Raw genomic sequence first — 26,823 nt, 5'->3', positions numbered from 1 at the left:
GGCCGATAAGAGCCGTAGCAGCATGTCTTACTCTCTCGTTGCAAGGATGTCCCTGTCAATGAAACCACGCCTGATCCAGAAACCGGCACTGGCATTCCTGGTGCTCGTCTGCACCTGCCTGTGTGGCCTCGTGTTCCTGTTCGCCTACCAACAGGCCAGGGAGTCAGCCATATCGAGGCTGCACGACGAGCAGATGATCCACGCCAAGCAGGCGGCCCAGGGTATCCAGGATTACTTCAGCACCTGGAGCGGCATCCTCAGTTCCATGGCGCGCATGAAGGAGATCGCGGCGGCGGACGCCGCCGGCCGGCAGCAGATGGAGTTTTTCTACGACGCCCACAAGGAGCAGATCCGCTCCTTCACCCGGATGGACGAAAACGGCATCGTCCTGGTCAGCATCCCGCAGCGCGCGGCGGCAGGCAGGAACATCTCTTCTCAGAAGCACATACAGGAACTGCTGCGCACCCGTAAGCCGGTGGTGAGCGACGTGTTCCGGGCGGTGCAGGGATATGACGCCATCGCCCTGCACGTGCCGGTCTACGACGGGAGCCGCTTCAGGGGCAGCATCGCCATCGTCATCAACTTCCAGAACCTAGCCAAGCGCTACCTCGACGTGATCAAGATCGGCAAGACCGGCCACGCCTGGGTGATCAGCCGCGACGGGACCGAGCTGTACTCACCGCTGCCGGGGCACAGCGGCCAGAGCATCTTCACCAACGGCAGGGACTATCCCTCCCTGCTTGCCATGGCTCGGCAGATGCTGCAGGGGCGCTCGGGCACGGCGACCTATACCGCACCCGCCGAAAGGGATCCGCGCGGCACACCTGCCCGCCAGCTCGCCGTCTACCACCCCATCACCATGGGCACCACCTTCTGGTCTATCGCCGTAGCCTCATCGGAGAGCGAAATTCTATCTTCGCTGACCGCGTACCGAAACCGCCTGCTGCTGGCGGTGCTGATGTTGCTGGCGGCAGGGGTGGCGGTCTCCATGTTCGTGGTGAGGGCCATGGTGATCGTCAAGGAAGAAGAGGCACGCCGGGAGGCCGAGGCGGAGTTGAGGGCAAGCGAGCAGAGGTACCGCGACCTGTTCGAACACAACCCGGCACCGATGCTGGTCTACGAACGCGGCACCATGGAGATGGTGGCAGTCAACGAGGCCTTCCTGATCGCCTACGGCTACACGCTGGAGGAGGTGCTCTCGCTGCACCTGACTGACCTCTATCCTGAAAGCGAGCGGCAGAAGCTCATGGAGATGGCGGCGCGGCTTTCCGGCCACACCTATGTCGGCGAGTGGCACCATCGCCGCAAGGACGGCACCGTATTTCCCATCGTGGTAACCTCACACGACGCCGTGTACAAGGGGAGGACCTGCCGCATAGCTGTCATCACCGACATCACCGAGCGCAAGAAGATGGAAAGGGCGATCGAGGAGGAGTCCCAGTTCAACCGCATCCTCCTGGAACAGTCCCCGGATGGCATCGTCATCATCGAACCGTCTACGGCCCGCTTCATCAACTTCAACGGCGCCGCCTGCCGGCAGTTGGGCTATAGCAGGGAAGAGTTCGAGCATCTGTCGATCTTCGACGTAGAAGCCCAGGAAACGCAGGAGGAGACCCGCGGGCGCATTGCCGACATCCTGGCCAACGGCAGCGGGAGCTTCGAGACGGTGCAGCGCACCCGCAGCGGTGAATTGAGAAACGTCGAGGTCCACGCCCAGATCGTCAACATCCAGGATCACCCGGTGTACTACTGCATCTGGCGCGATGTGACCGAGCACAAGAAACTGGAGGAGCAACTGCGTCAGTCGCAGAAAATGGAATCTGTGGGGCGCCTGGCCGGCGGCGTGGCTCACGATTTCAACAACATGCTGGGCGTCATCATCGGATCGGCGGAACTGTGCCGGCACCAGCTCCCCGAAGACACCCCGGTTGAGAAGTACCTGGAGCACATCCTGAAAGCGGCGCAGCGCTCCAGCGAGATCACCCGTCAGCTTTTGGCCTTCTCTAGAAAAGAGATCGTCTCGCCCAAGGCGGTCAACCTGAACAGCCAGGTCATCGACGCCGAGAAGATGCTCTGCCGCCTGATCGGCGAGGATATCCGCCTCAGCTTCAAGCCCGCCACCTCCATCTGGACCGTCCTCATCGACCCGTCCCAGGTGGACCAGATCCTCATGAACCTGTCGGCAAACTCACGCGACGCCATGCCCGACGGCGGCACCCTCAACATCGAGACCGCCAACGTCCGCCTGGACGAGGCTTACTGCCGGCATCACACCGGCTGCTCGCCCGGAGACTACGTCAAGCTCACCGTGAGCGACACCGGCATCGGCATGGACCGGGAGACCCGGGAGCACATCTTCGAGCCCTTCTTCACCACCAAGGGGCTGGGGGTGGGGACCGGACTCGGGCTCGCCACCGTGTACGGCATCGTTTCCCAGAACAACGGCTTCATCACGGTGTACAGCGAGCCTGGGCACGGCACCGTGTTCACCGTCTATTTCCCGCGCCTGCATGACGCCGAGGCCGATGCGGAGGAGGTCGATGTCGCCATCCCCTCCACCGGCAGCGGCACCGTGCTCCTGGTGGAGGACGAGGAGATGCTCTTGTGGACCACGACCAGGATGCTGGAGGAGATGGGGTACACCGTGGTCCAGGCGCAGGGCCCGGCACAGGCGATCGAGATCTGCGGCAAGGGAGAGCACATCGACCTGGTGCTGACCGACGTGGTGATGCCGGGGATGAACGGGCGGGAGATGACCGAGCGGATCAGGGCGATCCGGCCCGAGGTGAAGGTGTTGTTCATGTCGGGCTACACCGCCGACATCGTGGCGCAGCGCGGCATCGTGGAAGAAGGGATGCACTACATCCCGAAACCGCTGGACGCGAGGAAACTGCACGAGAAGATCGCGCAGATGCTGGCGCAGTGACGGTGCCTCGCCCCCCAGGAGGGATTCCCAGCCGCAATGGTCAGGCTTTCCCCTGTCCGGTGGTCGTCACCCCGTCCAACGACTGAAGCAGCGCGGCCAGCGCCTCGATCCCGAACGGCTTGTGCAGGGCCTTGACGAAGCCGTACTCACGGAAGTTAGCCATGACCGGGTCGTTGGAATAACCGCTCATCACCACGAGGCGTGCCCCGGGATCCGCCGCCAGGATCTGCTGGGCCGCCTCCCGTCCCCCCATCCCCCCCGGGATGGTAAGATCGGCCAACACCAGGCTGAACGGCGTCCCATCCCGCAGCGCCTCCTGGTAAAGCCTCACCGCTTCCGCCCCGTCCGGGCAGGTGCGGACCTGGTGCCCCAGATGTAGCAGCATCCCCTCCGCCAGGTGGCGTATCACTTCCTCATCATCCATCACCAGTATCGAAAGCTGGGCGGTCGCCTCGCCTCGGGGCAGCGTCGTCTCAGGCTCCCGCGGCTGAAATCTCCTCTCCAGAGACGGCAGGTCGATGGTGAAGGTGCTCCCCTCGCCGACACGGGAATCGACACTGAGGCTGCCGCCGTGCCGGTTCACGATGGAGTATGCCGAGGCCAGCCCCAGTCCCCTCCCCTTCGGCTTGGTGCTGAAGTAGGGGTCGAATACCTTTTTGAGGGCAGATTCGGGGATGCCCTCCCCGTGATCGGTGAACGCTATGCGCACGTAAGGACCGGGGGGGAGCTTCGCGGGGTTGCCCGGCTCGAGAACAAGCTCGCGCGCCGTGATGTTGAGCACCCCGCCGTCAGGCATGGCTTGCACCGCGTTGATGATGATGTTGCGAAAAGCCTGGCTCATCTGTCCCACGTCGGCCTGGACCGCGCTCAGGGTCCCGGGGATGTCGACGACCCCCTTGACGTTGGAACCGCTCAGGGTGAGCAACAGGGCCTCGTCGACCAGGAGCGCCACCGAAGTCACCTCCCTGACCGGCGCTCCCCCGCGGGCAAAGGTGAGTAGTTGCTTGGCCAGGTCCGCGGCGCGCAGCGCGGCCTTCTCCGCCCCCTCCAGCAGCGGTTGGGAGCCGTGCTCCGGCTCTAACTGCAGTTTCGCAAAGGAGATGTTGCCGAGGATGCCGGTCAGGATGTTGTTGAAATCATGGGCTATGCCGCCGGCCAGCACCCCCAGCGATTCCAGCTTCTCCATCTTGAGCCGCTCGTCTTCCAGTGCCTTCAACGCCTGCTCCGCCTTCCGGCTTCGGTCCCACTGTCTGCTGAAGATCATGGCGAGGGCGATGGTGATGGTAAGGAAGATGAGCATGAAAAAGACGCCGTGGTAGACCTCCTTGTACCAGTTGGCAAGGTAGTCGGAGGTCGCCAGGGCCACGAAGACGTAGAGCGGCTGCGACAGCGAGATCTTCCTGTACGAGTAGATGCGATCGCGCCCGTCGATGCTGCTTTTGGCCAGGTAGGTACCGGATGCTCGCCCGGAAGCCAGCAAGGCATCGAACTGCGGCGAGTTGATTTTTATTTCCGGCGCACCCGACGGCCGGCTCAGTTTCGGGTAACGCGCCAAGAGGGTCCGGTCCGCCGCCACCAGCGACAACAGGCCCTGTTTGCCTACGTCAACCGTGGAGAAGCTTTGCGAGAGGTAGTCGAGCGTGATCCCGGCATAGACCAGACCGGCGAACGAGCCATCGGGGAAGTTGACTCGCCTGGACAGCACAACCATCCATTTCCCGGAGATACCTCCTACCAGGGGTTTCGAGATTACCAAGCCGAGGTGCTGATTGTCGCGCTGGGCACTGAAATAGTCCCGGTGGGCGAGGCTCTTGGTGGTGGCGGGTGTGACTTCGGGGCCGTAGATGGCCATACCGGCAGGATCGGTGGCCCTGAGAGCTACCAGCTCCGGGAGCCTCTTGTGCTGGCGCACGATGAAGTGATTCAGATCCTTTGACGCGACCGCCCCCGCTCCAAGCTGGCGCTCATATTCGTCGCAGACCGCGAGCAGGGCGACGTCTATCTTGGCAAGGATGCCGGAGATGTTGGCGTCGATCACCTTCGCGAGGTTCTGGGTCGTTATCTCGCTCCTGCTACGATACGCTTCCCTGCTTTGCAGCACGGTGAAGGTGATCATTGCCGCCACGACAAGGTTCAGCACCAGCACACCGGAAAACAGGTGCCGTTTGAGAACATTGACTGACTTGGCCAGGGCTGTATCAGGCTCTGTATTTGTAGCTACCATATCCATACGCTCAAAATACCGCTGTCAGTTGTCGATCATTAAACCACCCGCTAGTTCAGTATTTTGCTGCAATTCATCGATATGGCAATGCTGTCCGCAAAGCCCCTGCCATCAGACGTCGTTCCATGCCTTCTGCTTGCTTCGAAACCGTATGCAGTCTGCCGGCAGACCTGCGGCCACTGGGCGTTCTCTAGTGCCGGAGCAGCCCGCCGTGACGTGGACTGGCTTCCGCACCCCTAACCGTTGCTGCGCGGAGGCGGCTGCCGGTCCAGGATGTCCCGGACCCGCCTCAACAGTTCCATCGGCTGCACCGGCTTCATGATCAGCTCCGTCCCCGCGTCCAGTGCGTCGCGCTGGTAGATGAAATCCTTGGTGTAGCCGCTGGTGAACGCCACCTTGACCTCCGGGTCCGTTTTCCTGATGGCGTCGCAGGCTTCCTTGCCATTCATTCTGGGCATGATCATATCCAAAAGCACCAGGTCGACCCTGCCTGCCGCGCGGAACTTCTCCACCGCCTCCTGGCCGTCCCCTGCCAGGATCACCCGGTAGCCGTACTCGACCAGGATGCTCTCCAGCATTTCGCGCAGGGCCGGCTCGTCCTCGGCCACCAGGATGCTCTCGGAACCGGCGCGGGGAGGTGCGAAGCTTCCCCGCTCTCTCTCGCCCGACTCCCCCCCCTCCATGAGCGGCAGGTAGACCCGGAAGGTGGTGCCCTGGCCCGGCTCGCTGTAGACGTTGATGACGCCGTTGTGCTGCTTGACGATGCCGTACACGATGGACATGCCGAGACCGGTCCCCTTCCCCTGCTCCTTAGTGGTGAAGAAGGGCTCGAAGAGCCTGGACCTCGTGTTCTCGTCCATGCCCACGCCGGTGTCGGAGACGGCGATGACCGCGTAGACGCCCGGTGACCCGAGATCATGGGGCATAACGCAGGGCTCCTCGAACGCCTGGTGCAAGGTCTCGATGGTCAGCACCCCTCCCTTGGGCATGGCGTCCCGCGCGTTGGTGGCCAGGTTCATCAGCACCTGCTCGATCTGACCGCAGTCGACGTTGACGGGCAGCGGGGAGGCGCTGGGCACCGACCTGAGCTGGACGTCCTCGCCGATGACCCGGGTGAGGAATTTTTCCACGTGCTGAATGACGTCGTTGAGGTTGACCACTTCCAGCTTCATCACCTGCTTGCGCGAGAAGGCCAGCAGGCTCGCGGTCAGTTGCGCCCCCTTGTCCGCGGACTCGAGGATATGCTCCACCTTTTCCTTCTGCGGGGGTGCCAGCAGGGCGTCCGCGGTGAGCATGGAGCCGTACCCCATGATCACCATCAGGATGTTGTTGAAATCATGTGCGACGCCGCCGGCGAGCTGCCCGATGGCCTCCATCTTCTGGGATTGCCTGAGCTGCTCCTCGAGCTTGTGCCGCTCGGTGATGTCGTCCTTCAGGATCAGGTAGTGGGTCACCTCCCCCTGCCTGTTGCATATGGGCGAAACCGAGACCCTGGCCCAGAAGGACGCACCGTCCTTCCGGTGGTTCAGCAGTTCCCCCTCCCATGCGGCGCCGGCGGCGAGACAGGCCTGCAACTCCCCCTTGGCGCTGCCGGTATCGTCTTGCAAGGTGAGGAAGACGTCCGCCGGCCTGCCTACCACATCCTCCGCCAAATACCCGGTCATCTCGGTGAACCTGGGATTGACGAATTCGACCACCCCGTTGCGGTCGGTGATGCGGATGGAGACCGGGCACTGTTCGACGGCATGGGAAAGCTTGAGCACCTGCTCCTCGGTGTGCCTGCGCTCGGTCAGGTCGTCCACCAGTGCGATCAGGTAATCGGGCACCCCCTTGCCGTCCAGGGAGACCGACGAGGTGAGGCGGCTCCAGCGCGCGCCCCTCGGGGTGGGAACCGACGACTCCCGTACCACGACCCGGCCCGGTGCCGGCAGCAGTTCCTCGGGGTCGAACCCCGCGAACCAGTTCCGGAACGACTGCCCCAGCAACTCCGCTTCCGATCTCCCCAGGAAATCCTGCAACTGGCTGTTCGCCCTCAGTATCTCGCCGTGCAGTTGGAGGTGGGCGATGCCCAGCCCCGCCTGCTCGAAGGTGCTCCGGAAGCGACGCTCGCTGTCGATCAGCTTGCGGCGCGTCTGTACCGAGTCCAGCGCGTTGGCCAGGGTGAGGCGGATCTCCGTCTCGTTCCACGGTTTCTTGAAGTAGTAGTAGATCTGGCTGCGGTTGATGGCTTCGATCACCGCGTCGATGTCGGCGTAACCGGTCAGGATCATGCGGGCGTTGTCGGGGAACAGCTCGGCCACTTTTTCCAGGAACTGCGTGCCGGTCATCCCCGGCATGCGCTGATCGGAGACGATCAGGGGGATGTCGTGCTCCTTAAGTATCGCGAAGGCCTCGTCGGCGGTTTCCGCTATCAGCACCTCGTAGGTGTCGCGCAACAGCGCGCGCAAGGCCACCAGGTTGGGGCGCTCGTCATCGACGTAAAGGAGTTTCGGTTTGGCAACGCCTTTCAGCTCATCCATGGTTGAGATCCTTTTCCCCTAGACTTCAAACTGCGGCAGCACCACCCGGAACAGGCTCCCCTGCCCCTCCCGGCTTTCCACTTCAATGCTCCCTTCGTGGTCGCGCACGATGCCGTGCGAGATGGCGAGTCCGAGGCCGACCCCGCCCCCCACCTCCTTGGTGGTGAAGAACGGCTCGAAGAGATGCTGCTTGACCTCGTCGCTCATGCCGATCCCCGTGTCCGCGATCTCGACGACGGCACAGGAGCGCCCACCGCGCTCCTGCAGCCTGGTGCTGACCCGGATCTCCTCGTCGGCAGCGTGAGCGGGCTTGGCGTTGATGGCGTCCACCGCGTTGCCCAAGAGGTTCATGAACACCTGGTTCAGCCTTCCCGGCTGGCACAGCCACAGGGGGAGGTCGCCGTAGCGACGCTCGATGCGGATGTGGTCCTTGTAGCGGTTGTGCAACAGCAGCAGGGCGGCGTCGAGGCATTCATGCAGGTTGACATTTTTCCTGTCCGCCTCGTCCAGCCGGGAGAATATGCGCAGGCTGGCAACGATCTCGGCGGCCCGGTTGGCGCCGTAACAGGCGTTACTCACCAGCTCGTTCATCTCCTGGCGCAGCTCCTCGGGGTGGTTGGCGCCGATCCAGGCCTGGAGACGCCTAAGCGCCGCGCCGGCCTCCCCCCCCGCCAGGTCCTGGCAGAGCAGCATCAGCTGGTCGACCGGCGCCACCGTCTTTTGCAGCCCCTGGACGCTGGCAGAGATGAAGTTGAGGGGGTTGTTGAGTTCGTGGGCGACACCGGCGGTCAAAAGCCCCAGCGCCGCCATCTTCTCGGACTGGACCAGTTGGGTCTGCGCCCGGGTCAGGGTCTGCAGCGCCTGCGCCAGGGCCTGGTTTTGCCGCTGGAGTTCCGAGCGGACCCGGGCCAGCTCGAGATGGGTTTCCACCCTGGCCAGCACCTCCATCGGCTGGAAAGGCTTGGTGACGTAGTCCACCCCCCCTTCCTCGAAGGCGTGCAACTTGTCCGCTGTTTCCACCGCCGCCGACACGAAGATCACGGGGATAGCCGCGGACTGCGGGTCGTTCTTCAGCTCCCGGCACACCTCGAAACCGTTCATCTCCGGCATGTTTATGTCCAGCATGACCAGGTCGGGGGGCTGGAGCCGCGCGGCCTTGATGGCGAGTCGGCCGTTGATGGCCGCCCGGACCGTGTAGCCTCTCTCCTGCAGGATCGACTCCAAAAGCTGCAGGTTGGCCGGCGTGTCGTCGACCACCAGGATGTTCCCTCTGCTCTGCGTCATGTTGCGCTCCCTATCGCTTCGGGGGATGCCCCCCGTACGGCCTCTGGCGATCTCCCATCCCCTCCGGTCCGACCAGCTCCTCGATCAAATCGAAACGGTAGCTCTCCGCGAGCCCCTTAAGCCGCCGGGCCACCTCGGGCGCGCTTTGCGCCAAAGGCTGCAGCAGCTCCAACAGGCGGTTCTTGTCCAGCCCCCTGGCGGCGGCAGCGAGGGTGCGGCACTGCTCCGGCGACAACCGGTCCAGCTCCTGGTCCAGCTCTGCCGGTTCCGGCTTCTCTTCGCTCCCGGCACGATGAGGCCGGCTGCGCAGGGCCTCCGCCACCTCCTGCGCAGTGGCATGGGTCAGCGGGACGCTGAAATGGAAACAGGAGCCCTGCCCCGGGGTGCTCTGCACGGCGATGTCCCCCCCCATCAGGCGGGCATACTGCCGGCTGAGGGTCAGCCCCAGGCCGGTCCCCCCCAGGTCGCCTTCGCCCAGTTGCGCCTGTTCGAAGGCGTTGAAGATCCGCTCGAGGTCCTCGGGAGGGATCCCGCACCCGCTGTCCTGGACCTCCACGTCCAACCACTGTCCTGCGTTGCGCGTGCCGGTGCTGCTTCGCACCACCACCCCTCCCTCGCGGGTGAACTTGACCGCGTTGCCGACCAGGTCGCGCAGGACGTGGCGGATCTTTGCCTCGTCCCCGGCGGCGACACTCTGCAGCTCCCCGGCCGGCTCATGGACCAGCTGCAGGTTCTTGGCGCGCGCCTCGCGCAGGAAGCCGGCGACGACCTTTTCCAGGAGGGAGTGGGGCCGGAATACGTGACGCTCCAGGGTGGCGCTCCCCGCCTCGATCCTGGAGACCTCGATCACGTCGTTGATCAGTGCCAGGAGCTGTTCGCCGGAACGATTGATGATTTCCAGGTTGTGCCGCTTCTCAAGGGTGAGGGTGGCGTCGTGCAGGGCGATCTCGCTGAAGCCGAGGATCGCGTTCAGCGGGGTGCGGATCTCGTGGCTCATGTGGGCCAGGAAAACGCTCTTGGCCCGGTTCGCCACCTCGGCCCGCTCCTTGGCCTGGGACAGCGCCTCGATCGCCTCTTCCAGCTGCCGGGTCCTCTCCTTGACGCGTTCCTCGAGATGGACGTTCAGCTCCCGCAAGGTCGCCTCGCTGGACTGCAGCTCCGCCGTTCTTTCCAGGACCAGCCGCTCCAGCTCCTCGCGTTGCGCGTTGATGGCCCGGAAGTAGAGCCCCAGGAAGGCACTGAGCAGCGCCCCCGCCGGCAGCAACAGCCAGTACGCCACGGGCGCGTTGCGCTCCAGGTACTCCCTGCTGGGTGAAAGCCTCATCCCCCACTGGCGCCCGCAGAACTCGAAGTTGCGCACCATGGTCCGGGAGGGGGGGAGCAGCGGCGCGAACCAGGTCGCCCCCGCCTGCTTCCGGCTGCTCCACCGGTACAGCAGTTGCTGCCCGAACGGGGCGGAACGGTCGACGAGGTCGAAGTCCAGGCCGAAGGGGGTCGCGGCTCCGAAGGTAGCTACCAGGAGCTGCTCGATGTTGAGCACGGCAACGGTGGCGCCCAGAAAGGCCATCCGGCGCTGCGCCGGCGTTTCGGTGGGAAGCCCTCTGGCGTAGAGCGGGTGGAAGACCAACACGCTGTAGGTCGAGGCCCGATCCTGCACCAGCTTGATCCGCTCAGTGGCCGTCGCCGCTGCGGTGTCGCGGGCACGTTCCAGCGCGGCCAGCCGCACCTGGTCCGATCCGACATCGAAACCGATGGCCTTGCCGTTGGTCGCCATGGGCTCGATGTACCAGACGGGGTAGTAATAACCCCGGTCCGCCGCCGGGACGCGTCCCCCCCCAGCGCTGCGCTCGGTGATCACAAAACCGGGGCCCGCCTCCCTGCGTCCCTCCTCCTCGAAGCGCCCCCTTTGCCGTAGCGGCACGGCGGGGTTCCACGAGAGCGCCTTGATCTCGGCGTGTTCCCTGAGGAAGGGTTCCGTGAAGATGGTGAACTCGCTCCTGCTCACCTCCTTGCTCGATGCGAAATGATTGCGAAGCGCCATCAGCACCATGCGTGTGTCGTCGACCCTGTTGCCGAAGGTGTCGGCACAGTTGGACACGTCGCGCTCCAGGCGTGAGTCGAAGGAGGCCAGTTCCGATCTGCGCACCAGGAAGAAGAGCACCACGGTGATCAGCAGACCCGTCAGCACCACGAGGGGAACGCGCCATTGGGTGAGGCGCCGCATCATGCCTGTCCCCCCTGCGCCGGGCAACGCAGCAGCGCCTCCTCGATCAGGTCGAAACGGTAGCTATCGGCATGGGCCTGCAGGCGGCCGGCGGCCTCGGGCGCGACAGCCGCCAGCTCCGCAAGCAGCGCCACCACCCGCCCCCGGTCCAGCTCCCTGACCGCGGCGATCAGCGATTCGTGCAGTTGGCAGGACATTGCCCCCAGTTCCTCCGCCTCGCTTCGCTCCGAAAAGGGGCCCTCCAGCGCCGGCGGCCGGGACTCGACCTCGTCGTCTACGAACTGCGCCGGGAGCAGTCGGGCGATCTTCTCCAGCAGCTCTTCCTCCCGGAACGGCTTGCGCAGGAACTCGTCCGCCCCGGCCTCCATCACATCGCGCAACTGCTCCTCGAAGACGCTGGCAGAGACGGCGATGATGGGGACCTCCCTTCCCTCGGGGAGGGCGCGGATGCGCCTGGTCGCCTCGCGGCCGTCCATCACGGGCATCACGACGTCCATGAGGACCAGGTGCGGCGCCTGGGCCATGAAGAGCGCGACGGCACCCTCGCCGTCCTTGGCCTCGATGGTTTCGAAGCCGATCGGGGCCAGCATCTTCACCAGGATCTCCCGGTTGGTATCCCGGTCGTCCACCACGAGCACCCGCCACGCCTGCTGCCCCGCCTTCAGGTGCGCCATGCGCGGGAGCGCCCCCCGGACCGGTGCCGCCGGGCGCTCCGCCCCGGTGACCGGCAGGGTCAGGTGGAAACACGCCCCATGCCCCGGCTCGCTGGTGACGGTGAGCTCCCCCCCCATGAGCCGGGCGTACTGGCGGCTGATGGCGAGCCCCAGCCCGGTCCCCCCCTCGGTCCTGCGTCCCATCTCGGCCTGCTCGAAGGCCCCGAAAACGTTCTGGATATCCTCCGGGTCGATCCCCGGGCCGCTGTCCTGGACCTCCGCCTCGAGCCACAGCGCCCCGTCCCGCTCGGTGGTCCGGGCACGCAGCGACACTCCGCCCTGCTCGGTGAACTTTATGGCGTTGCCGAGCAGGTTGATGACGATCTGGCGCAACTTGCCCGCGTCCCCCGTGACGTACGGGTGCAGGTCCGTTTGGACCTCGAGTACCAGCTGCAGCCCCTTGGCCAGCGCCTTGGGGGTGAGCAGCTCCGTCTCTTCCCGGAGCAGCCCGGCGAGGTCGAAGGGCGCCTGCTCTACGGTCACCCGCCCCGACTCGATCTTGGCCATGTCGAGGACGTCGTTGATCAGGGCCAGCAGGTGCTCCCCCGAGCGGTTCACCGTCTCGAGATTATGGCGGTTCTCCGGCGACAACTGCGGATCGTGCAGCACGATCTGGCTGAAGCCCAGCACCGCGTTGAGCGGCGTGCGTATCTCGTGGCTCATGTTGGCGAGAAACAGCGACTTGGCGCGGTTGGCTGCCTCGGCCCCCTCCTTGGCGACGGCAAGCTCATCCAACGTCGCATGCTGTTTTGAGTTCGCCTCCTGGAGCGAGCGGGTCCGCTCCTCGATACGCTGCTCCATCTCCTGGTTGATCAGCCGCAGTTCGCTGGTGCGGGCCTTGACCTGGTGCTTCAGGATCACGGCTCCGGCCACGCTCATCAGCAGGGCGATCGCCAGCACGGGCCCCAGGAACTGAAGCCACAGCGGCAGTTTCCAGTCGACCTCTTCCGAGGTCCATCGTTTCAGGATGCTGTAGTAGGCAGACTGCGGATTGTTCTTCATCTCGGCGAGGTGCCGGTCGATGGCATCGAGCAGTTGCAGGGCCTCCTCGGAGGTGGGCTTCTGCGCGGCAAACAGGTACGGGGCGGGATCGAACATGATCGGGGTGTCTTCGAGGCCGGACTTCCTGGCGAACATCAACCCGTAGTAACGGTTGGTGACCCCGGCATCCACCTGCCCCGCTGCGATCATCTGGAACTCGGCCTTGTAATTGGAGACCGGGACCAGGGTGACTTTCAGGCCGAAACTTTTGGCCAGGCGGTCGACCGTTTCCAGTTGGATGGTCTTCTCCAGACCAGCCACCCGCTTGCCGTTCAGATCCAGGATGGACTGGATGCCGCTCCCCTTGCGCGCATAGACCTGGGACCAGCCCGACAGGATGGGAATCTTGTTGAAGGTGTAGATCTTTTCCCGCTCCGCCGTGTAGGCAACGTCCGGCATCAGGTCGATCTCCCCCCTCTGCAGGCGTTGCAGCCCCTCGCTCCAGGTGCCGGGCACGTAGCGCAGACGCCACCCTTCTTTCTCGGCTATGTGCTCGATGAGGTCGATGAATATCCCGGTTGGCTTGCCCGCTTCTGAGGTGAAGATCTTGGGCGGGTTTTCGTAGACCCCGACCGTCACGGTCCTGTCGGAGGCGTCGGCAGGCACGGAAACAAGACATGTGAGGGTCAATAAAAGCCAAAGGGAGAGGAGACCGCGGGGATGGGTAAAAAGGGAACGGGCGACGAAACAGACCGGTTTCGTCCAGCGGGGCAGCTTTTGGACAGAGGGGGGAGCCGTCATGCGTCTCCTTGGCAACGGCCTTTAGTGAAGCTTGCCGTTTTTCTGTGGGCTTTATTCAGAGTGTGCCTTACCATCCACTCTCAAAGGAGGAACCAATAAAGGCAAAGCAAAAGCAATTCCCTGCCTGCAATGTGTATCACCCCAGCTGGCATCCCACAGCTAAATTACCATGACAGTAATTCCCGCCCCGTTATACCAAGGTATCACAACAAGGTTACAACAAACTTCACGTTCTACAATTAAGAGAAATGGCAGAATCTATTTCCAATCGTCCAGCAGGAGGGCAATCAATCATGATCTCAACTATAGGCTCTCTTATGCCAGGAGGTACAGCGAGGACAACGGCATCAATGACAAGTGCTTTGGACTGCGGACGGCAGCACCTTTGGTATTGACAATTTTCATGTGTAAATATAAGTTTGCCGGCATTTAATGTTGACCTGCCCGCTCCGGGTATTACTTTGCAATGGAGGAACCATGACTCGCCGCTGCAGCCTGCTCGGACTCTTCGCCCTCACCTTCTCCCTCTTCTGCGGCAGTGAGCTGCATGCTGCAATTTCCCCCAAGGCCCCGGTCGAAACGGCGCAGGCCGCCCCGGCCCCTCCCCGCAAGCCCTCCCTGGCGCGCAAGGGTGACACTCCCGTAGCGCCGCCGAAAAAGTTCAAGGACGGAGAACTGCTGGTCAAGTTCAAACCCGGCGTCCCCGCCGAGCGAAAGAAGAATCTCCACAAGAAACACGGTGCGGAAAAGCTGAAGGAATTCGACGCACTGCGCCTGCACCACCTGAAGCTGAAGAAAGGAATGACCGTCGAGGAGGCGATGAAACTGTACCAGGGCGACCCCGACGTGCAGTACGCAGAGCCGAACTTCCTGTTCAAGCTCCAGGCACAACCGGACGACCCGCTCTTCGGCGAACTGTGGGGGCTGCAGAACCTGGGCTTAGCCGGCATGCCGGGTGCGGACATCAAGGCGCCGGCGGCCTGGGACATCACCACCGGCAGCGCCGACGTCGTCGTCGCCACCATCGACACCGGCATCGACTATACCCATCCCGACCTCGCCGGAAACGTCTGGGTCAACAAACTCGAGATCCCTGGCAACGGCATCGACGACGACGGCAACGGCTTCATAGACGACGTCTACGGCATCGACGCCAGCAGCGGCACCGGCAACCCCTTTGACGACAACGGGCACGGCACCCACGTCGCCGGCACCATCGGCGCGGTCGGCAACAACGGGACCGGCGTGGTCGGGGTCAACTGGAACGTCAAGATCATGGCGTGCAAGTTCCTCAACGCAGCCGGAGAGGGTTACAGTGCCGACGCCATCACCTGCCTGCAGTACATAAAACAGATGAAAGAGCGCGGGGTCCCGGTGGTGGCCTCCAACAACAGCTGGGGCGGGGGGAGTTATTCCCAGGCGCTCCTGGACGCAATCGACAACGAGGCGGGCACCCTGTTCATCGCGTCGGCAGGCAACGATGCGCAGGACACCGACCGGGCCCCCTCCTACCCCGCCGCCTACCCGTCCGCCAACATCATCTCGGTTGCGGCCACCGACAGCATGGACGAGCTCGCCTACTTCTCCAACTACGGCAAAAAGAGCGTCGACCTCGCCGCGCCCGGTTTCAAAATCCTCAGCACCATCCCCGCCATCAACAAATGGGGCATCGCCGGCGGGTACGGCACCCTCTCCGGCACCTCCATGGCCGCCCCCCACGTGACCGGCGTCGCGGCACTCTTGAAGGCGGCCGACCCGTCCCGTGACGCAAACGTGCTGCGCAACCTGATCCTCACCGGCGGCGACCCCATTCCAGCCGCGGAAGGAAAAACCCTCACCGGGAAACGGCTCAATGCCTACGGCTCACTCACCTGCTCGGACCAGAAGCTGTTCGCAGTACAGCAGCTCCCTGCGGACCTCGTACCGGGCGTGGCGACGGTGATATCGGTGCTCAGCATCTCCTGCGGATCCCCCCTGGGCGACGTCAGCGCGACCACCTCCGGCGGCGAAACCATCACCCTGCATGACGACGGCATCGCCCCGGACGCCGTTGCCGGCGACGGCATCTTCTCAGCCTCCTGGATTCCCCTGAGGAACCCGGAGCGCCTCACCTTCACATCGCCGGCGGGAAGCGCCACGGTCTATCTGCCCACACCGTCCATCATCCACTACGTCCCCGCCGGCAACGTCGGTCTGCCCTACCGTCAGCAGTTGAAGGCCTCCGGCGTCAGCGCCCCGGTCCAGTGGTCGGTGGTCGAAGGCCCCCTCCCCCCCGGCCTCGATCTGGCCCCGGGCAGTGGCGAGATATCCGGGGTACCGACGGAGGCGGGCATTTGGCCGGTACGCGTTGCGCTGACCGATGCCCTGGGGCAGACCGTCAGCCGGGTGGTGAACCTGCATGTCACAGACTCGCCTGTAGTGGAGCGCTGGGCCGCGGTAAAGGGAACCTCCGCAGACGATGTCGGCGAAGCCGTTGCCGCCGACGGTGAGGGCAACTCCTACGTGGTCAGCAATATGAGCGACGCGGCCACCCCTTCGATTCTGCTGGTCAAATACGATCCTTCCGGCCAGGAACTCTGGTCCTACCGCTACTACCACCCGGGAAGGAACTTAGGTGCGGCGGTCGCGGTAAATGCCGCCGGCGAGGCCTTCGTTTGCGGTAACCTCGATGACAGCAAGTACGTGGTGCTGAAAATCAGCCGCAACGGAGAGCTGCTCTGGGACAAGACATACACAGTGGCAAACTATGCCTATGCCTATGCCGACGGCATCGCCGTCGGCGCCGACAACACCCTGTACCTCGCCGGCCACACCTTCAGCATGGAGGACCTCAGGAACCAGGTCCTGACCGTGAAACTGTCCCCGAGCGGCGAGGAACTCTGGCACCGCACCTACACCAGCCCCATCGACGGCTGGGCCAACGCGGTCGCCGTCGATGCCTCCGGCAACATCTACGTGGCCGGCACCGAAGGGGGACGCCCCGACTACGACTACAATTTCCTGCTGATGAAATATGATGCGGCCGGCCAACTCCTGTGGATCAAGAAGGAAGACAACGGCACCCTGCAGGACCAGTGGGAGGGACTAGCCCTGGACTCCGCCGGCAACCCGTACGTCTCCGGCCACCGCATCGGGATGCAGGTGACCAGGAAGTACGATACTGCCGGCAACATGCTCTGGAGTGCCGACTACGATGCCTGGGGCACCCCCAACGGCTATGGCATCGCCGTCGACAGCAGCGGCAGGGCCTACGTCGCAGGCTTCAAGAACGGTCACAACTCCGACTTCAATATCCTGTGCTACTCACCGCAAGGGGAACTGCTGTGGAACCGTACCAGCGACTCCGGCGGCCTCCCCAACGACTGGTCGGTGATGCAGGGCAATGAGGGTGCCTTCTCGCTGGCCCTCGGCCCCTCCGGCCAGATTTTTGCCACCGGGTACAGTTGGAACGGCAACGACTTCGACATGCTGACCATCGAGTACGAGACAGCTCCCCTCACCATAACTGCGACGCAACTCCCCGGCGGGCTGCTTTTGATCCCCTACAGCCATCGGATCGCAGTAAGGGGGGTCGCCCCCTTCACCTGGTCCGTGACAGCCGGAACCCTGCCGCAGGGGCTCAGCCTCGACCCCGTCACCGGCGAACTATCCGGCACCCCCACCGCCTCCGGCACCTTCACCTTCACGGTGCGGGTAAGTGACGCCTTGGGTCGAACCAGCAGCGACCGGGAGGTGACCATGTCGGTGACCAACCTGAGCGCCGGTTTCACCCTCAACCAGCAGGTAGGCTATGCGCCGTTTGCCGTGCAGTTCACCGACACCACCGTCGGCGCGGCCTCCACCTGGGCCTGGGATTTCGGCGACGGTACCAGCAGCCCCAAACAGCATCCCGCGCACGTCTACGCGGCACCCGGGACCTACGTCGCCTCGCTCACCGCTTCTAACGCCTATGGCAGTTCCACCGCGTCCTTGAGCAGCGTGACGGTCCTGGCGTGCGTGTACCCGCGCGCCCAGGTGACGGCAGATTCGGTCCCCCCGGCATCCTTTGACGATCCGCAAGGCGCCTATGCCCAGGCCTCCGGCGGCGGCTCCATCATGCTGCAGGCCTACGACTTCCCCGGCGATCTCAGCTTCGATCGCGATATCACGGTTAAGTTGCGGGGCGGCTTCGACTGCCATTACTCCATCAACACGCAGACGACGGGGATACTCGGGAAATTGGCGGTGAAAAGCGGGAAGGTCGTCGTGGAGAACCTCAGATTCAAGTGACGTTGCGGAAGGGGTAAAAGCAAAAAGGGGCCAGTTGCAGAAAAGCTGGCCCTTTTGTTCTGTGGGAAGGGATGAGGTCTCACAGATATCAGCGGGATCGGGAATTGAATAAAAAAAGCGGCCAGCTATTTCTAGCTGGCCGCTTTACTTTCTAGTGGTGCCCAGAGACGGAATCGAACCGCCGACACGAGGATTTTCAATCCTGAGCGCTGCGCGCTAACACGCTGATAAAATGTATGTTTTTCCCGATTGTCGAGTAGCTAGGTAGTCACTCCCACCTCCCCACCTGCCTTTACCAAGCCATCGAAAACGCACGAAGTTAAGTCTGTATCTTACTGCCCAGCGCTTCTCCGGATGGTCAATCCGGTGCGCTCATCAATCTGATCCGTAATCCAACAAAGCGAGGCTTTTCTTCAGTCACACAACCATAGCATGGCGAGACAATCCGATCAATCCATGCACAGGCGGCCTTGACAATCCGGCTGCCTAGTCGGTCGCTTTGCTTGAGCCGATATTCAGGTCTCTACCCCTCGAACGGTTTGGCTTTGAATCTGCCGGTTGCACATCACCTCGATCTGCCTGTAAGCAATCACGATCCAGAGTAGGAATGGCAGCATCCAATGCATTACCATGTAATAGACGTTAGTGTAGAATTCTTTGGCTGGGACTGGGCCGGGCTTCTGAGTATACGGGAGCGCTTTCCAGACAGAGATCATCAAGCGGTCGATGAGAAGGTAAAGGAGAAGCCCGATGGCGATGCCGATCACTCTCCTGCGGAGGCCTAAGCGGGGGGTGGCTAGGACCAGCACGAAGAAAAGGTAGAGCAGGTGGGCGCTCATGAAGGGAATGTCGCCGGTATCCGCAACTCCTAGTTGCAGGATGCTCTGGTAGGCTCTGTCGAACCACTCGACCATTGGAAGGGCCAACAGGGAAAAGAGCAGCAACTTACCGAGAAACAGCATGATTGTCTTCACGCTTCACCACCAGTTCGATCCAGATAAGCCACATAGCAATTACGAGGAAAACAAAAACGGTCTGCCACACGAAGTCGTGGAAAAAATGGGCCTTCCGGGGAAAATATTCGGTGAGCAGGCCCAAGGTAACCAGCCTTGCCAGGTTAGAGATGACTATGAAGGGTATGCCTGCAAGCATTGCCAGCAATTTGGCCCTGATAGAGGAAGTATAGGCTAGAACGAAGGAGACGAACAGGATCAGCACATTGATGGCGGTGCATTCCTGGGTGACGGACCAGATGTCGTTGTGCAGGGTGATGGTATTTCCACTAACTGCATTAGCGATGTTGAGCTTGTCGAGTAAGAAGGAGACGGTCTTGGTGGTATAGGCACGAAGCGGGTCGGTCTCCTTCCATACGGGCACAGCCAGCCATAAAACCGCATGAAGGCTCAGCATGAAGGCAGCAAAGAGCAAAGATGTCGTGATCAATGGCGATACGGGGCGTTTAACCGCCCCGTTTCTTTGTGGCCTAGCAGAGCTGATCTCGGGTTCCACAAGTGACATCAGGCGTTCTTCCGTCTTCTGGCAAAAATCCCCACTCCAGCCAGCACCCCAGGCAGCAGCCACCAACCCTCCATGACCGGAACAGAAGTGCCCGTGCCACCAGACGATGCTACGTTGATTGAGAAAGACGAGAGAAGAGTTGTGAAAGTCCCGTCACCGACACTTATCTGAATGTCGTTGTAACTGCCCGGTGTCGGCGTGCCGCTCAGGGTGCCGGTCGCGGTGGCGAAGGTGGCCCATGAGGGCTTATTTATAATGCTGAAGGTAAGGTTGCTGCTATCTGCGTCCGAGGCTGTCGGGGTGAAGCTGTAGTACGTTCCAGCAGTGCTGGTACTGGGAGGAGTACCGGAGATAACAGGAGCAATATCTGACGGCGGCGAAGGAGGATTGGCCCAACTTGTCGAGCAAAGGGAAAGCAGAACAGGTGCGGCAAGTATAGACACCCTGACGTATTGATTAACTTTTTTCTGCATGGGCTGTCTCCTTTATGGTTGTTCAACTACAATGAGAATTTTGGTTTTTATCCCCGGTCCCGGAGCAGGGATTGTGTAGCCCCCTTTCCTCAGGTCGGCTTCGGTTTTTTCGTCTCTAAGAGTCAGCCTCATCGCTCTTGGCATGCTGCTCTGTTCTGCCGTGAGAGCAATAACGAGCGGTGTCCCTTTGGCAAGGCTGGAGGTGATCAAAAGCTGCCACTCCTGTTTTTTGGCCAGGGTGCGGATATCGCCACGCAACTCACGCATTGCCGGTTTCCAGTCAGGGTGCGGCACAATCACGCTGATGTATGGCTCTCCCATGCTGGCATTGAGATTCCCCGGCGAGATGGTGTCGTAGGCATTATCGAAACCGTCCGTCGCCTTGGGGTGTTCTCCAATCAGCACGTAATCATAAAGGTTGCCGCTGGAAACCCTGATGGTGGCGGCCATGGGGTCGCCCTCCCAGGCCGCCGCGCAGGTAAGGCAGAGCATTGCGCCGATAACCGGCAGGTATCCGAAGCAGGTTCTCTTCATCACCTAATGGTCAGGGTGTGATCGACGCTGTCGATGTTGACGATCCAGTAACCCTTCCACGGCTCGACGCGGGGGTTGTCGCCCAGGATGGTCCACGAGTCGTAGGTGGTGCCGTTCCAGTGGTAGATGCCGCCGCCTATCTTGCCGGCGACGACTGCCGTGCCGAGGGGGCTGCCGTCGATGAGCCAGTTGCTGCCGATGTCGGTCTTGTTGGCGGTCTGGGGATTGGCGACCATGGTCCAGCCCGGCTTCAGGACGACCGTGGCGCTGGAGGGCCCGGGCTTCCCGTCGAAGGCGAGCGTGGTAGTAGTGTTGGCCGTCTTGACGAAATAGCCGCTCCCCGGCACCAGCGCGTCAACCTTGACGTAGGAGCCCAGCACCGAGTTGCTGTTTTCGGCAGTGGCACCGCTGGGAACCCACTGGAAGACATTGCCGCCGGCAGCGCCCAGGAGGGTGCCGGGGGCGACCCCAGCCGTGTCATAAGGGACGGCGACGATGTTCCAGCCGCTGCCGAGCGCCGTCCTCACGGTCATGATGACCGTCGGGACGGGATCGCTGTCGGAGGTGACGCTGTACTGGTAGATCGTGTTCGGCTTGAGGGGGGAGCTGTCGGCAACCCTGGCCGAGGGCCCGGTGTGCACCGGGGTGACTGCCTGGGCGGCTTCGGAGCGCAGGACCGTGTAGCTGGAGCCGGCCTTGCCGCCGCTGAAGTCGGTCGCGGGTGGTCCGGAAACGGGGACCGGGATGGTGTGGGCCAGCTTGGCTGCTGCGCAGTATGCCGTGGAGCCGCTGTACTGACCGCCGCAGCTCCAGGACCAGGGGCCGCTACCGGAGAGGGCCGAGGCGTTGCCGGCGGAGCAGAGGTTGAGGCCCGGAGCGGTTTCATAGCTGCCGACGATCGCCGTGCCGCAGGCGCCGTGCACCGGGGGCGCTCCGACAATGACGGTGACGCTGCCGTTAGCGGTGGTGTAGTTGGCGAGGTCGGCGGGGGTAAAGGTGATGGCCGCGCTGTAGCTGCCGATGCCGGAGGGAATGGTCACCGGTGCGGCAAAGGCGAAGGCACCCGGGACTGATCCGGCCCCACCGGAAAGGACCGAGGCGGAGATCGCCTGGCCCAGGGTGATCCCCGTGGCGCTCGGCCAGGCCGTGATGCTCGGGGTCGCCCTGGCGACCGTTATGGCGAAAGGTGCCAGTTGTGCCGAACCGCCTGCGTTCGTTGCGCTGATGCGGATATCGCCGTAGATGCCGGCGGAGGTGGGCGAGCCGCTCAGGGTTCCTGACGCGGCGTCGAAAGTAACTCCGGGCGGCACACTGCCACTGATGGTGAAACCGGTGGCGTTGGTGGCCACGGGGGTGAAACTGTAGTCCCCCCCGACCGTTGCACCGCCGGCCGGTGTGCCGGAAATGGTCGGTGCAGGCGGATTTACCGTGAGGGTAAACGCCGGGAGCGTCGCCGAGCCACTCAGGTTGGAAACCGTGATCTGCAGGTCGCTGTAGACCCCGACGGTGGTCGGGGTCCCGCTCAGGGTTCCCGAGGTAGCGTTGAATGCGAGCCCGGGTGGGATGCTGCCGCTCAGACTGAAGCCGGCGGCGTAGGTACTGGTGGGGGTGTAGCTGTAGGGGACCCCTACGGTGGCAACGGTAACCTGGCCGCCGGAGGCCGCGGGGGGAAAGAGGCCGCCCAAACCTACCTGGACCGAGACGCTCCTCGTGGTTGTGGTAGTGTCACCCAGCTGTCCCCAGGTGTTCATCCCCCAGCTCCAGAGGGTGCCGTCATCCTTGCGCGCGACGGTATGAAAGAACCCGGCGGCAACGGCTGCGTAGCCCGGGCCGATCCGCACCGGTGCGCTCCGGTCATTGCGGGTGCCGTCTCCGAGCTGGTATTCCGAGTTGCGTCCCCAGGCCCAGAGAGTGCCATCGTTTTGCAGCGCGAGGCTGTGAAAGACGCCGGCAGCCACGGATGCATAGCCCGCGGCGACCTGCACCGGGGCCAGTTGCTGGGTGTGGCTGCCGTCCCCCAGCTCGCCGAAAGCGTTAAGCCCCCAGCTCCAGAGGGAGCCATCGGACCGCAACCCCAGCGAATGGTAATAGCCGGCAGCCAGGGAGGCGTAGCCGGATCCGATCTGCACCGGGCTGAGCCGGTTGGTCGTAGTGCCGTCCCCCAACTGCCCGCTGGAGTTCAACCCCCAGGCCCAGAGAGTACCGTCGTTCTTCAGCGCCAGGGTGTGGGAGTAGCCGACAGCGACGGAGGCGAAGCCCGCGCCGATCTGCACGGGGGTGCGCCTGCTGGTGGTGCTGCCATCGCCCAGTTCGCCGTTGCGGTTCTCACCCCAGGCCCAGAGGGTGCCGTCACTCTTCAGCCCCACGGAGTGATAGGCGCCGGCGGCCACGGAGGCGTACCCCGATCCGATCTGCACGGGGAGATTCCTGTTGGGGTAGTTGCCGTCCCCCAACTGGCCGCTGCCGTTTTCTCCCCAGGCCCAGAGGGTGCCGTCGTTCTTCACCCCCACGGTGTGATAGGCGCCGGCTGCCACGGTGGCGTAATCAGAGCCGACCTGCAGCGGGGCGAGACTGTTGGTCCAGGTGCCGTCTCCCAGCTGGCCGGAGCCGTTATTACCCCAGGCCCAGAGGGTGCCGTCGGTTTTCAGCACCATGGTGAAGTGGCCTCCGGCCGCGACCCGGGCGACGCTGCTGGCCGGCAGGCCGGAAATGGTCGGCAACGGCGGGTAGACCGTGATGGTGAAGGGAGCGAGGGATGCCGAGCCGGCGACGTTGCTGACGCTGATCTGCAGGGTGCCCGAGACGCCGGGGGTCATGGGCGTGCCGCTCAAGGCGCCGGTCGCCGCGTTGAAGACAAGGCCCTGCGGGAGGGTTCCGGTAATGCTGAAACTGGCGGCGTCGGTGGCCGTGGGGGTGAAGCTGTAGGGAAAGCCCAGGAGGGCGCTGGCTGCGGGCGTGCCCGAGATGGTCGGCGCCGGAGGGTTGACGGTGATGGTCAGTGCCGGAAGGGACACCGAGCCGCTGACGTTGCTGGCCGAAATTACGATACCGCCCCAGCTGCCTACCGTGGTCGGGGTCCCGCTCAGGGCACCGGTTGCGGTATCGAAGGAAAGCCCGGGAGGCAGGGTGCCGGAGACGCCAAAGCCGGTGGCGTCGCTGGAAGTGGGAACAAAACTGTAGGCCGTCCTCGCCGTTGCGTTGCTGGCGGGAGTGCCGCCGATGGTGGGGAGCTTGATGAGCCCCTTGTAGGCCCCTCCGCGGGTCCCCAGGTAGATCGACTGGCTGTTGGCCGGATCGATGGCGAGCGCATTGATGGAGAGGCTGCCCAGACCGCTGGTTACCGCGCTCCAGGAAGAGCCACCGTTCGGCGATGCGAATACGCCGGCGTCGGTACCCGCATAGACCAACTGGCTGTTCCCCGGGTCGACGGCCAGGGACGCCACACGCTGGCCGTTCAATCCGGCGGCACTCCAGGAAGCGCCGCCATTGGTCGATTTGAATACCCCGCCGGAGGTCCCGGCATAGACGGTCTGGCTGTTTCTCGGGTCGATGGCAAGGGTGCCCGCCGAGGGGGTGGAGATCCCGCTGTTTGCCGCGCTCCAGGAGGACCCACCGTTAACCGTCTTGAATATTCCGCCTCCGGTTGCGGTGTAGATGGTCTGGCTGCTGGCCGGGTCAACGGCAAGATACTGAACCGACAGGTTGCCGAGGCCGCTGTTCAGCGCGCTCCACGAGGCGCCGCCGTTGAGCGACCGGAACACGCCAGCGCTACTGGTCCCGGCGTAAACGGTCTGGCTGCTGGCCGGGTCGAGCGCTACGGTGAGGACCGTTAAGCTGGCCAGGCCGCTGTTCACCGCGCTCCAGGAAGCGCCACCATTGAGAGACTTGTACACGCCGGCGCCGTAACTGCCGGCGTAGACGGTCTGTGCATTGGCCGGGTCAACGGTGACCGCCATAAGATAGGGATACAGCCCGCTGGAGATCGTCTCCCAGGACCCGCCGCCGTTAAAGGATTTGGACATGCCGGCGCCGTAGGTCGCGGCATAGATGGTCCGGTTGTCCGTGGGATCGAGGGCCATGGATTGCACCTCGCTGGTGGTCATCCCGCGGCCTGCCGGAGTCCAGCTGCCGTTGTCCAGCCGGTACACCCCGCCGCCGGAGGTGCCGAGGTAGACGCCCTGTCCGCCGGTAGCGACCGCCAGGCACGTGGTACTGCTGGGAGTTAAGCCGAGGAAGTTCACCCCCGCACTAAGCACACTCCAGGAGGCGCCGCCGTCGGTGGACCTCTTGACGCCGCTGGACGATCCGGCGTAGATGGTCTGGCTGTTGGCCGGATCGATGGCCAGGGCCGACACCCCGGTGATCTGGGAACTGGCGCTCCAGGTGGCCCCGCCGTCGTTGGACTTATAAAGGCCCGAGGAGCTCCCGCCGTAAATGGACTGTCCGTTGCCGGGGTCGAGGGTCAGGGAGGAGAAAGTAGCGGCCAACCCGCCGACCGGACTCCAGGACGTTCCGCCGTTGACGGACTTGAACACCCCTCCCGTACTGGCCGCGGCGAAAAGGATCTGAGCGTTGCCGGGATCGAGCGCAAGGGCATTGACGCCGTACGCCGGCAGTCCGTTGTTGGCCAGGTTCCAGGAAGCTCCGCCGTCGGTGGACCGGTACACCCCCTGGAAGGTCCCGGCATAGAGGTTCCGGCTGTTTCCGGGGGCGACCGCCAGGACGACGACGGCACTGGGAGGCAGGCCGGCGTTGGCCGGGTTCCACGAGTTGCCGCCGTTAACGGACTTGATCAGGCCGTTGTCCGTGCCGGCATAAAGCGTTGCACCATCTGTCGGATCGAGGACCAGCGAATAGACGTAGGTCCCGGTCACCCCGTTGTTCACTGCGAACCAGGAATCGCCTCCGTCATTGCTCCTGAAAATCCCGCCGGTCTGCGCGCTGGCATAAAGGGTCCGGGGGGTGCCCGGGTTGACGGCCAGGGCGGTAATATTCCCACCGCCGGGACCGCCGGTCGGATGCCAAGCGGTGGAGACGGCCGCTACCGCGATGCTAAAGGGGGGCAGCGAGGCGCTGCCGCCGGCGTTGGTGGCAGTGATGACGATGCCGCCGTAGTTGGCAGCCTGCGGGTCGGTCGGCGTCCCGTACAGGGCACCTGTGGCGCTGTTGAAGCCGGCCCAGGAGGGCTTGTTGGCGATGCTGAAACCCGTGGCACCGGTCGCCGTGGGGGCGAAATAGTAGGTAATTCCCGCGGTGGCGGTGCTTCCAGGGGTGCCGGAGACGGTCAGGGGATTCCCGAACGGCGTGGGGTCGCAGGCGTCGCCGATGCCGTCTCCATCGCTGTCCAGCTGGCTTGGATTGGCGACGTACGGGCAGTTGTCGACGAAGTCGGGAATCCCGTCGCCATCCGAGTCAGGAGGCGGCGGAGTCACCAGTTCACGGACCCAGACCGAGTACCGGTCGATGGGCAGATGCAGGTATTTTTCCGGCCCCTGGACCGAGCCCGAAGTCGTCAGGGGAATGGAGGAAAAGCATTGCCCCGCGTTGTTGAAATACCAGGGCACGCCGTACGAGCCGCATGCCCCGGAGGTTCCCCAGGCCCAGCCGAAACTTGCGGTCAGCAGGGAATCGGAACCGGTCACGTGGCCGGAGAGCGTGGTCCAACTGCCCCAGGCAGGCAGCGCGTCATGGTACTTTCCGGTGTATTTGGCATGGAAGGTCCTGCCGCTGGAGGCATCCACGATGTGGTGCCGTATGGTGGCGCTCTGGGCCACCGCGAACTGCGCCAGATTGCGGGTATGTGATGAGTTGAGACCGGGAGTGCCCGTGTTGGCGACCATGTCGGTACTCGCGGGCCTCGCACCGGTGACGCTGTTGACCGCAAGCATCCACCCGCCCCCATCGGTGGTCATGTCGCAATAGACCTGGAAGGCATTACTTGTGCTGCCTCCATCAGGGTCTATCCAATATACCCCGTCGGTGGCCGACGGGGATGCACTCTTTATGTACCTGCACGAGAACCCGGCATTCGCCGCACTGTCACCGGGAGCGGCAGCCACCGGCACAGCATGTAACAGGAAGCACATAAGCGGGAAGAGGATCGAACTAAATTTCAGCCACTTCATAAAGAGACTCCACAAAAAGGAATTCATATCCGGTTCATAACAGGAACTGTTCCGCTCAAACTTGAGTGCACATGGTTTTCTTCGCAGTACGGCACTTCACTGTGCGGGTAAGCTCAGGCCTCTTCTTGCCGATCTTTGCCGATCTTTTCCCCGGAGTGGAGTGAACACGTGAAATAGCTGTGACACTCCCGGAACAGGCAGGCGCCCCCCGCGGCCACCGCAAGAATCAGAC

12 protein-coding genes are annotated in these 26,823 nt (G+C 63.4%); 2 read left to right on the top strand and 10 right to left on the bottom strand.

What is annotated here, in order from left to right; translation table 11 throughout:
• Nucleotides 1–58 precede the first annotated feature (58 nt).
• Complete coding sequence (locus tag JFN91_RS02830) at nt 59–2,926, top strand: hybrid sensor histidine kinase/response regulator (RefSeq protein ID WP_199387685.1); 2,868 nt, start codon at nt 59–61, stop codon at nt 2,924–2,926.
• A 40-nt stretch (nt 2,927–2,966) separates the two neighbouring features.
• Here JFN91_RS02830 and JFN91_RS02825 read toward each other — a convergent pair whose 3' ends face one another.
• From JFN91_RS02825 to JFN91_RS02805, 5 genes are all read right to left on the bottom strand, one after another.
• Nucleotides 2,967–5,150: a hybrid sensor histidine kinase/response regulator gene (locus JFN91_RS02825; protein WP_215907245.1), complete on the bottom strand. Its 2,184-nt coding sequence runs from the start codon at nt 5,148–5,150 to the stop codon at nt 2,967–2,969.
• A 236-nt stretch (nt 5,151–5,386) separates the two neighbouring features.
• The gene (locus JFN91_RS02820) at nt 5,387–7,669 is read right to left on the bottom strand and encodes a response regulator (protein WP_199387683.1); all 2,283 of its coding nucleotides are present in this window, start codon (nt 7,667–7,669) and stop codon (nt 5,387–5,389) included.
• Between the two features lie 18 nt (nt 7,670–7,687).
• Nucleotides 7,688–8,953 (bottom strand): sensor histidine kinase, encoded by a 1,266-nt coding sequence (locus tag JFN91_RS02815; RefSeq protein WP_199387682.1) that lies wholly within the window; start codon nt 8,951–8,953, stop codon nt 7,688–7,690.
• Between the two features lie 10 nt (nt 8,954–8,963).
• Nucleotides 8,964–11,180, bottom strand: coding sequence for a CHASE domain-containing protein (locus JFN91_RS02810; protein ID WP_199387681.1), 2,217 nt, complete (start codon nt 11,178–11,180; stop codon nt 8,964–8,966).
• Nucleotides 11,177–13,672 carry an ATP-binding protein gene (locus JFN91_RS02805; protein ID WP_199387680.1) on the bottom strand — a complete coding sequence of 832 codons (2,496 nt, stop codon included), beginning with the start codon at nt 13,670–13,672 and terminating at the stop codon, nt 11,177–11,179. Before JFN91_RS02805 ends, JFN91_RS02810 begins: the two co-directional genes overlap by 4 nt.
• Before the next feature lie 477 nt (nt 13,673–14,149).
• Here JFN91_RS02805 and JFN91_RS02800 point away from each other — a divergent pair, with 477 nt between their 5' ends.
• Nucleotides 14,150–17,941: a S8 family serine peptidase gene (locus JFN91_RS02800; RefSeq protein ID WP_199387679.1), complete on the top strand. Its 3,792-nt coding sequence runs from the start codon at nt 14,150–14,152 to the stop codon at nt 17,939–17,941.
• A gap of 515 nt (nt 17,942–18,456) precedes the next feature.
• Here the strand turns inward: JFN91_RS02800 and JFN91_RS02795 are convergent.
• The 5 genes from JFN91_RS02795 to JFN91_RS02775 form a co-directional block, all read right to left on the bottom strand.
• Nucleotides 18,457–18,915 carry a hypothetical protein gene (locus JFN91_RS02795; protein WP_199387678.1) on the bottom strand — a complete coding sequence of 153 codons (459 nt, stop codon included), beginning with the start codon at nt 18,913–18,915 and terminating at the stop codon, nt 18,457–18,459.
• Entirely contained in the window at nt 18,887–19,522 is a 636-nt protein-coding gene (locus JFN91_RS02790) for an archaeosortase/exosortase family protein (protein WP_199387677.1), read from the bottom strand. Before JFN91_RS02790 ends, JFN91_RS02795 begins: the two co-directional genes overlap by 29 nt.
• A complete protein-coding gene (locus JFN91_RS02785; RefSeq protein ID WP_199387676.1) occupies nt 19,459–19,932 on the bottom strand; it encodes a putative Ig domain-containing protein in 474 nt (157 codons plus the stop codon). Before JFN91_RS02785 ends, JFN91_RS02790 begins: the two co-directional genes overlap by 64 nt.
• Nucleotides 19,933–19,944: 12 nt before the next feature.
• Nucleotides 19,945–20,382 carry a hypothetical protein gene (locus JFN91_RS02780; RefSeq protein WP_199387675.1) on the bottom strand — a complete coding sequence of 146 codons (438 nt, stop codon included), beginning with the start codon at nt 20,380–20,382 and terminating at the stop codon, nt 19,945–19,947.
• Between the two features lie 83 nt (nt 20,383–20,465).
• A complete protein-coding gene (locus tag JFN91_RS02775; RefSeq protein ID WP_268898683.1) occupies nt 20,466–26,552 on the bottom strand; it encodes an RCC1 domain-containing protein in 6,087 nt (2,028 codons plus the stop codon).
• Nucleotides 26,553–26,823 lie beyond the last annotated feature (271 nt).

Origin of the sequence: Geomonas anaerohicana (assembly GCF_016458305.1) — a bacterium.
Lineage (GTDB): Bacteria > Desulfobacterota > Desulfuromonadia > Geobacterales > Geobacteraceae > Geomonas > Geomonas anaerohicana.
The sequence above is the reverse complement of the archived record's forward strand: the minus strand, read 5'-3'. Positions and strand labels throughout refer to the sequence as shown.

Coding starts and splice junctions, on each gene's coding strand:
- JFN91_RS02830 (WP_199387685.1), top strand. CDS start 59: ATGAAACCACGCCTGATCCAGAAACCGGCACTGGCATTCCTGGTGCTC.
- JFN91_RS02825 (WP_215907245.1), bottom strand. CDS start 5,150: ATGGTAGCTACAAATACAGAGCCTGATACAGCCCTGGCCAAGTCAGTC.
- JFN91_RS02820 (WP_199387683.1), bottom strand. CDS start 7,669: ATGGATGAGCTGAAAGGCGTTGCCAAACCGAAACTCCTTTACGTCGAT.
- JFN91_RS02815 (WP_199387682.1), bottom strand. CDS start 8,953: ATGACGCAGAGCAGAGGGAACATCCTGGTGGTCGACGACACGCCGGCC.
- JFN91_RS02810 (WP_199387681.1), bottom strand. CDS start 11,180: ATGATGCGGCGCCTCACCCAATGGCGCGTTCCCCTCGTGGTGCTGACG.
- JFN91_RS02805 (WP_199387680.1), bottom strand. CDS start 13,672: ATGACGGCTCCCCCCTCTGTCCAAAAGCTGCCCCGCTGGACGAAACCG.
- JFN91_RS02800 (WP_199387679.1), top strand. CDS start 14,150: ATGACTCGCCGCTGCAGCCTGCTCGGACTCTTCGCCCTCACCTTCTCC.
- JFN91_RS02785 (WP_199387676.1), bottom strand. CDS start 19,932: ATGCAGAAAAAAGTTAATCAATACGTCAGGGTGTCTATACTTGCCGCA.
- JFN91_RS02780 (WP_199387675.1), bottom strand. CDS start 20,382: ATGGCCGCCACCATCAGGGTTTCCAGCGGCAACCTTTATGATTACGTG.
- JFN91_RS02775 (WP_268898683.1), bottom strand. CDS start 26,552: ATGTGCTTCCTGTTACATGCTGTGCCGGTGGCTGCCGCTCCCGGTGAC.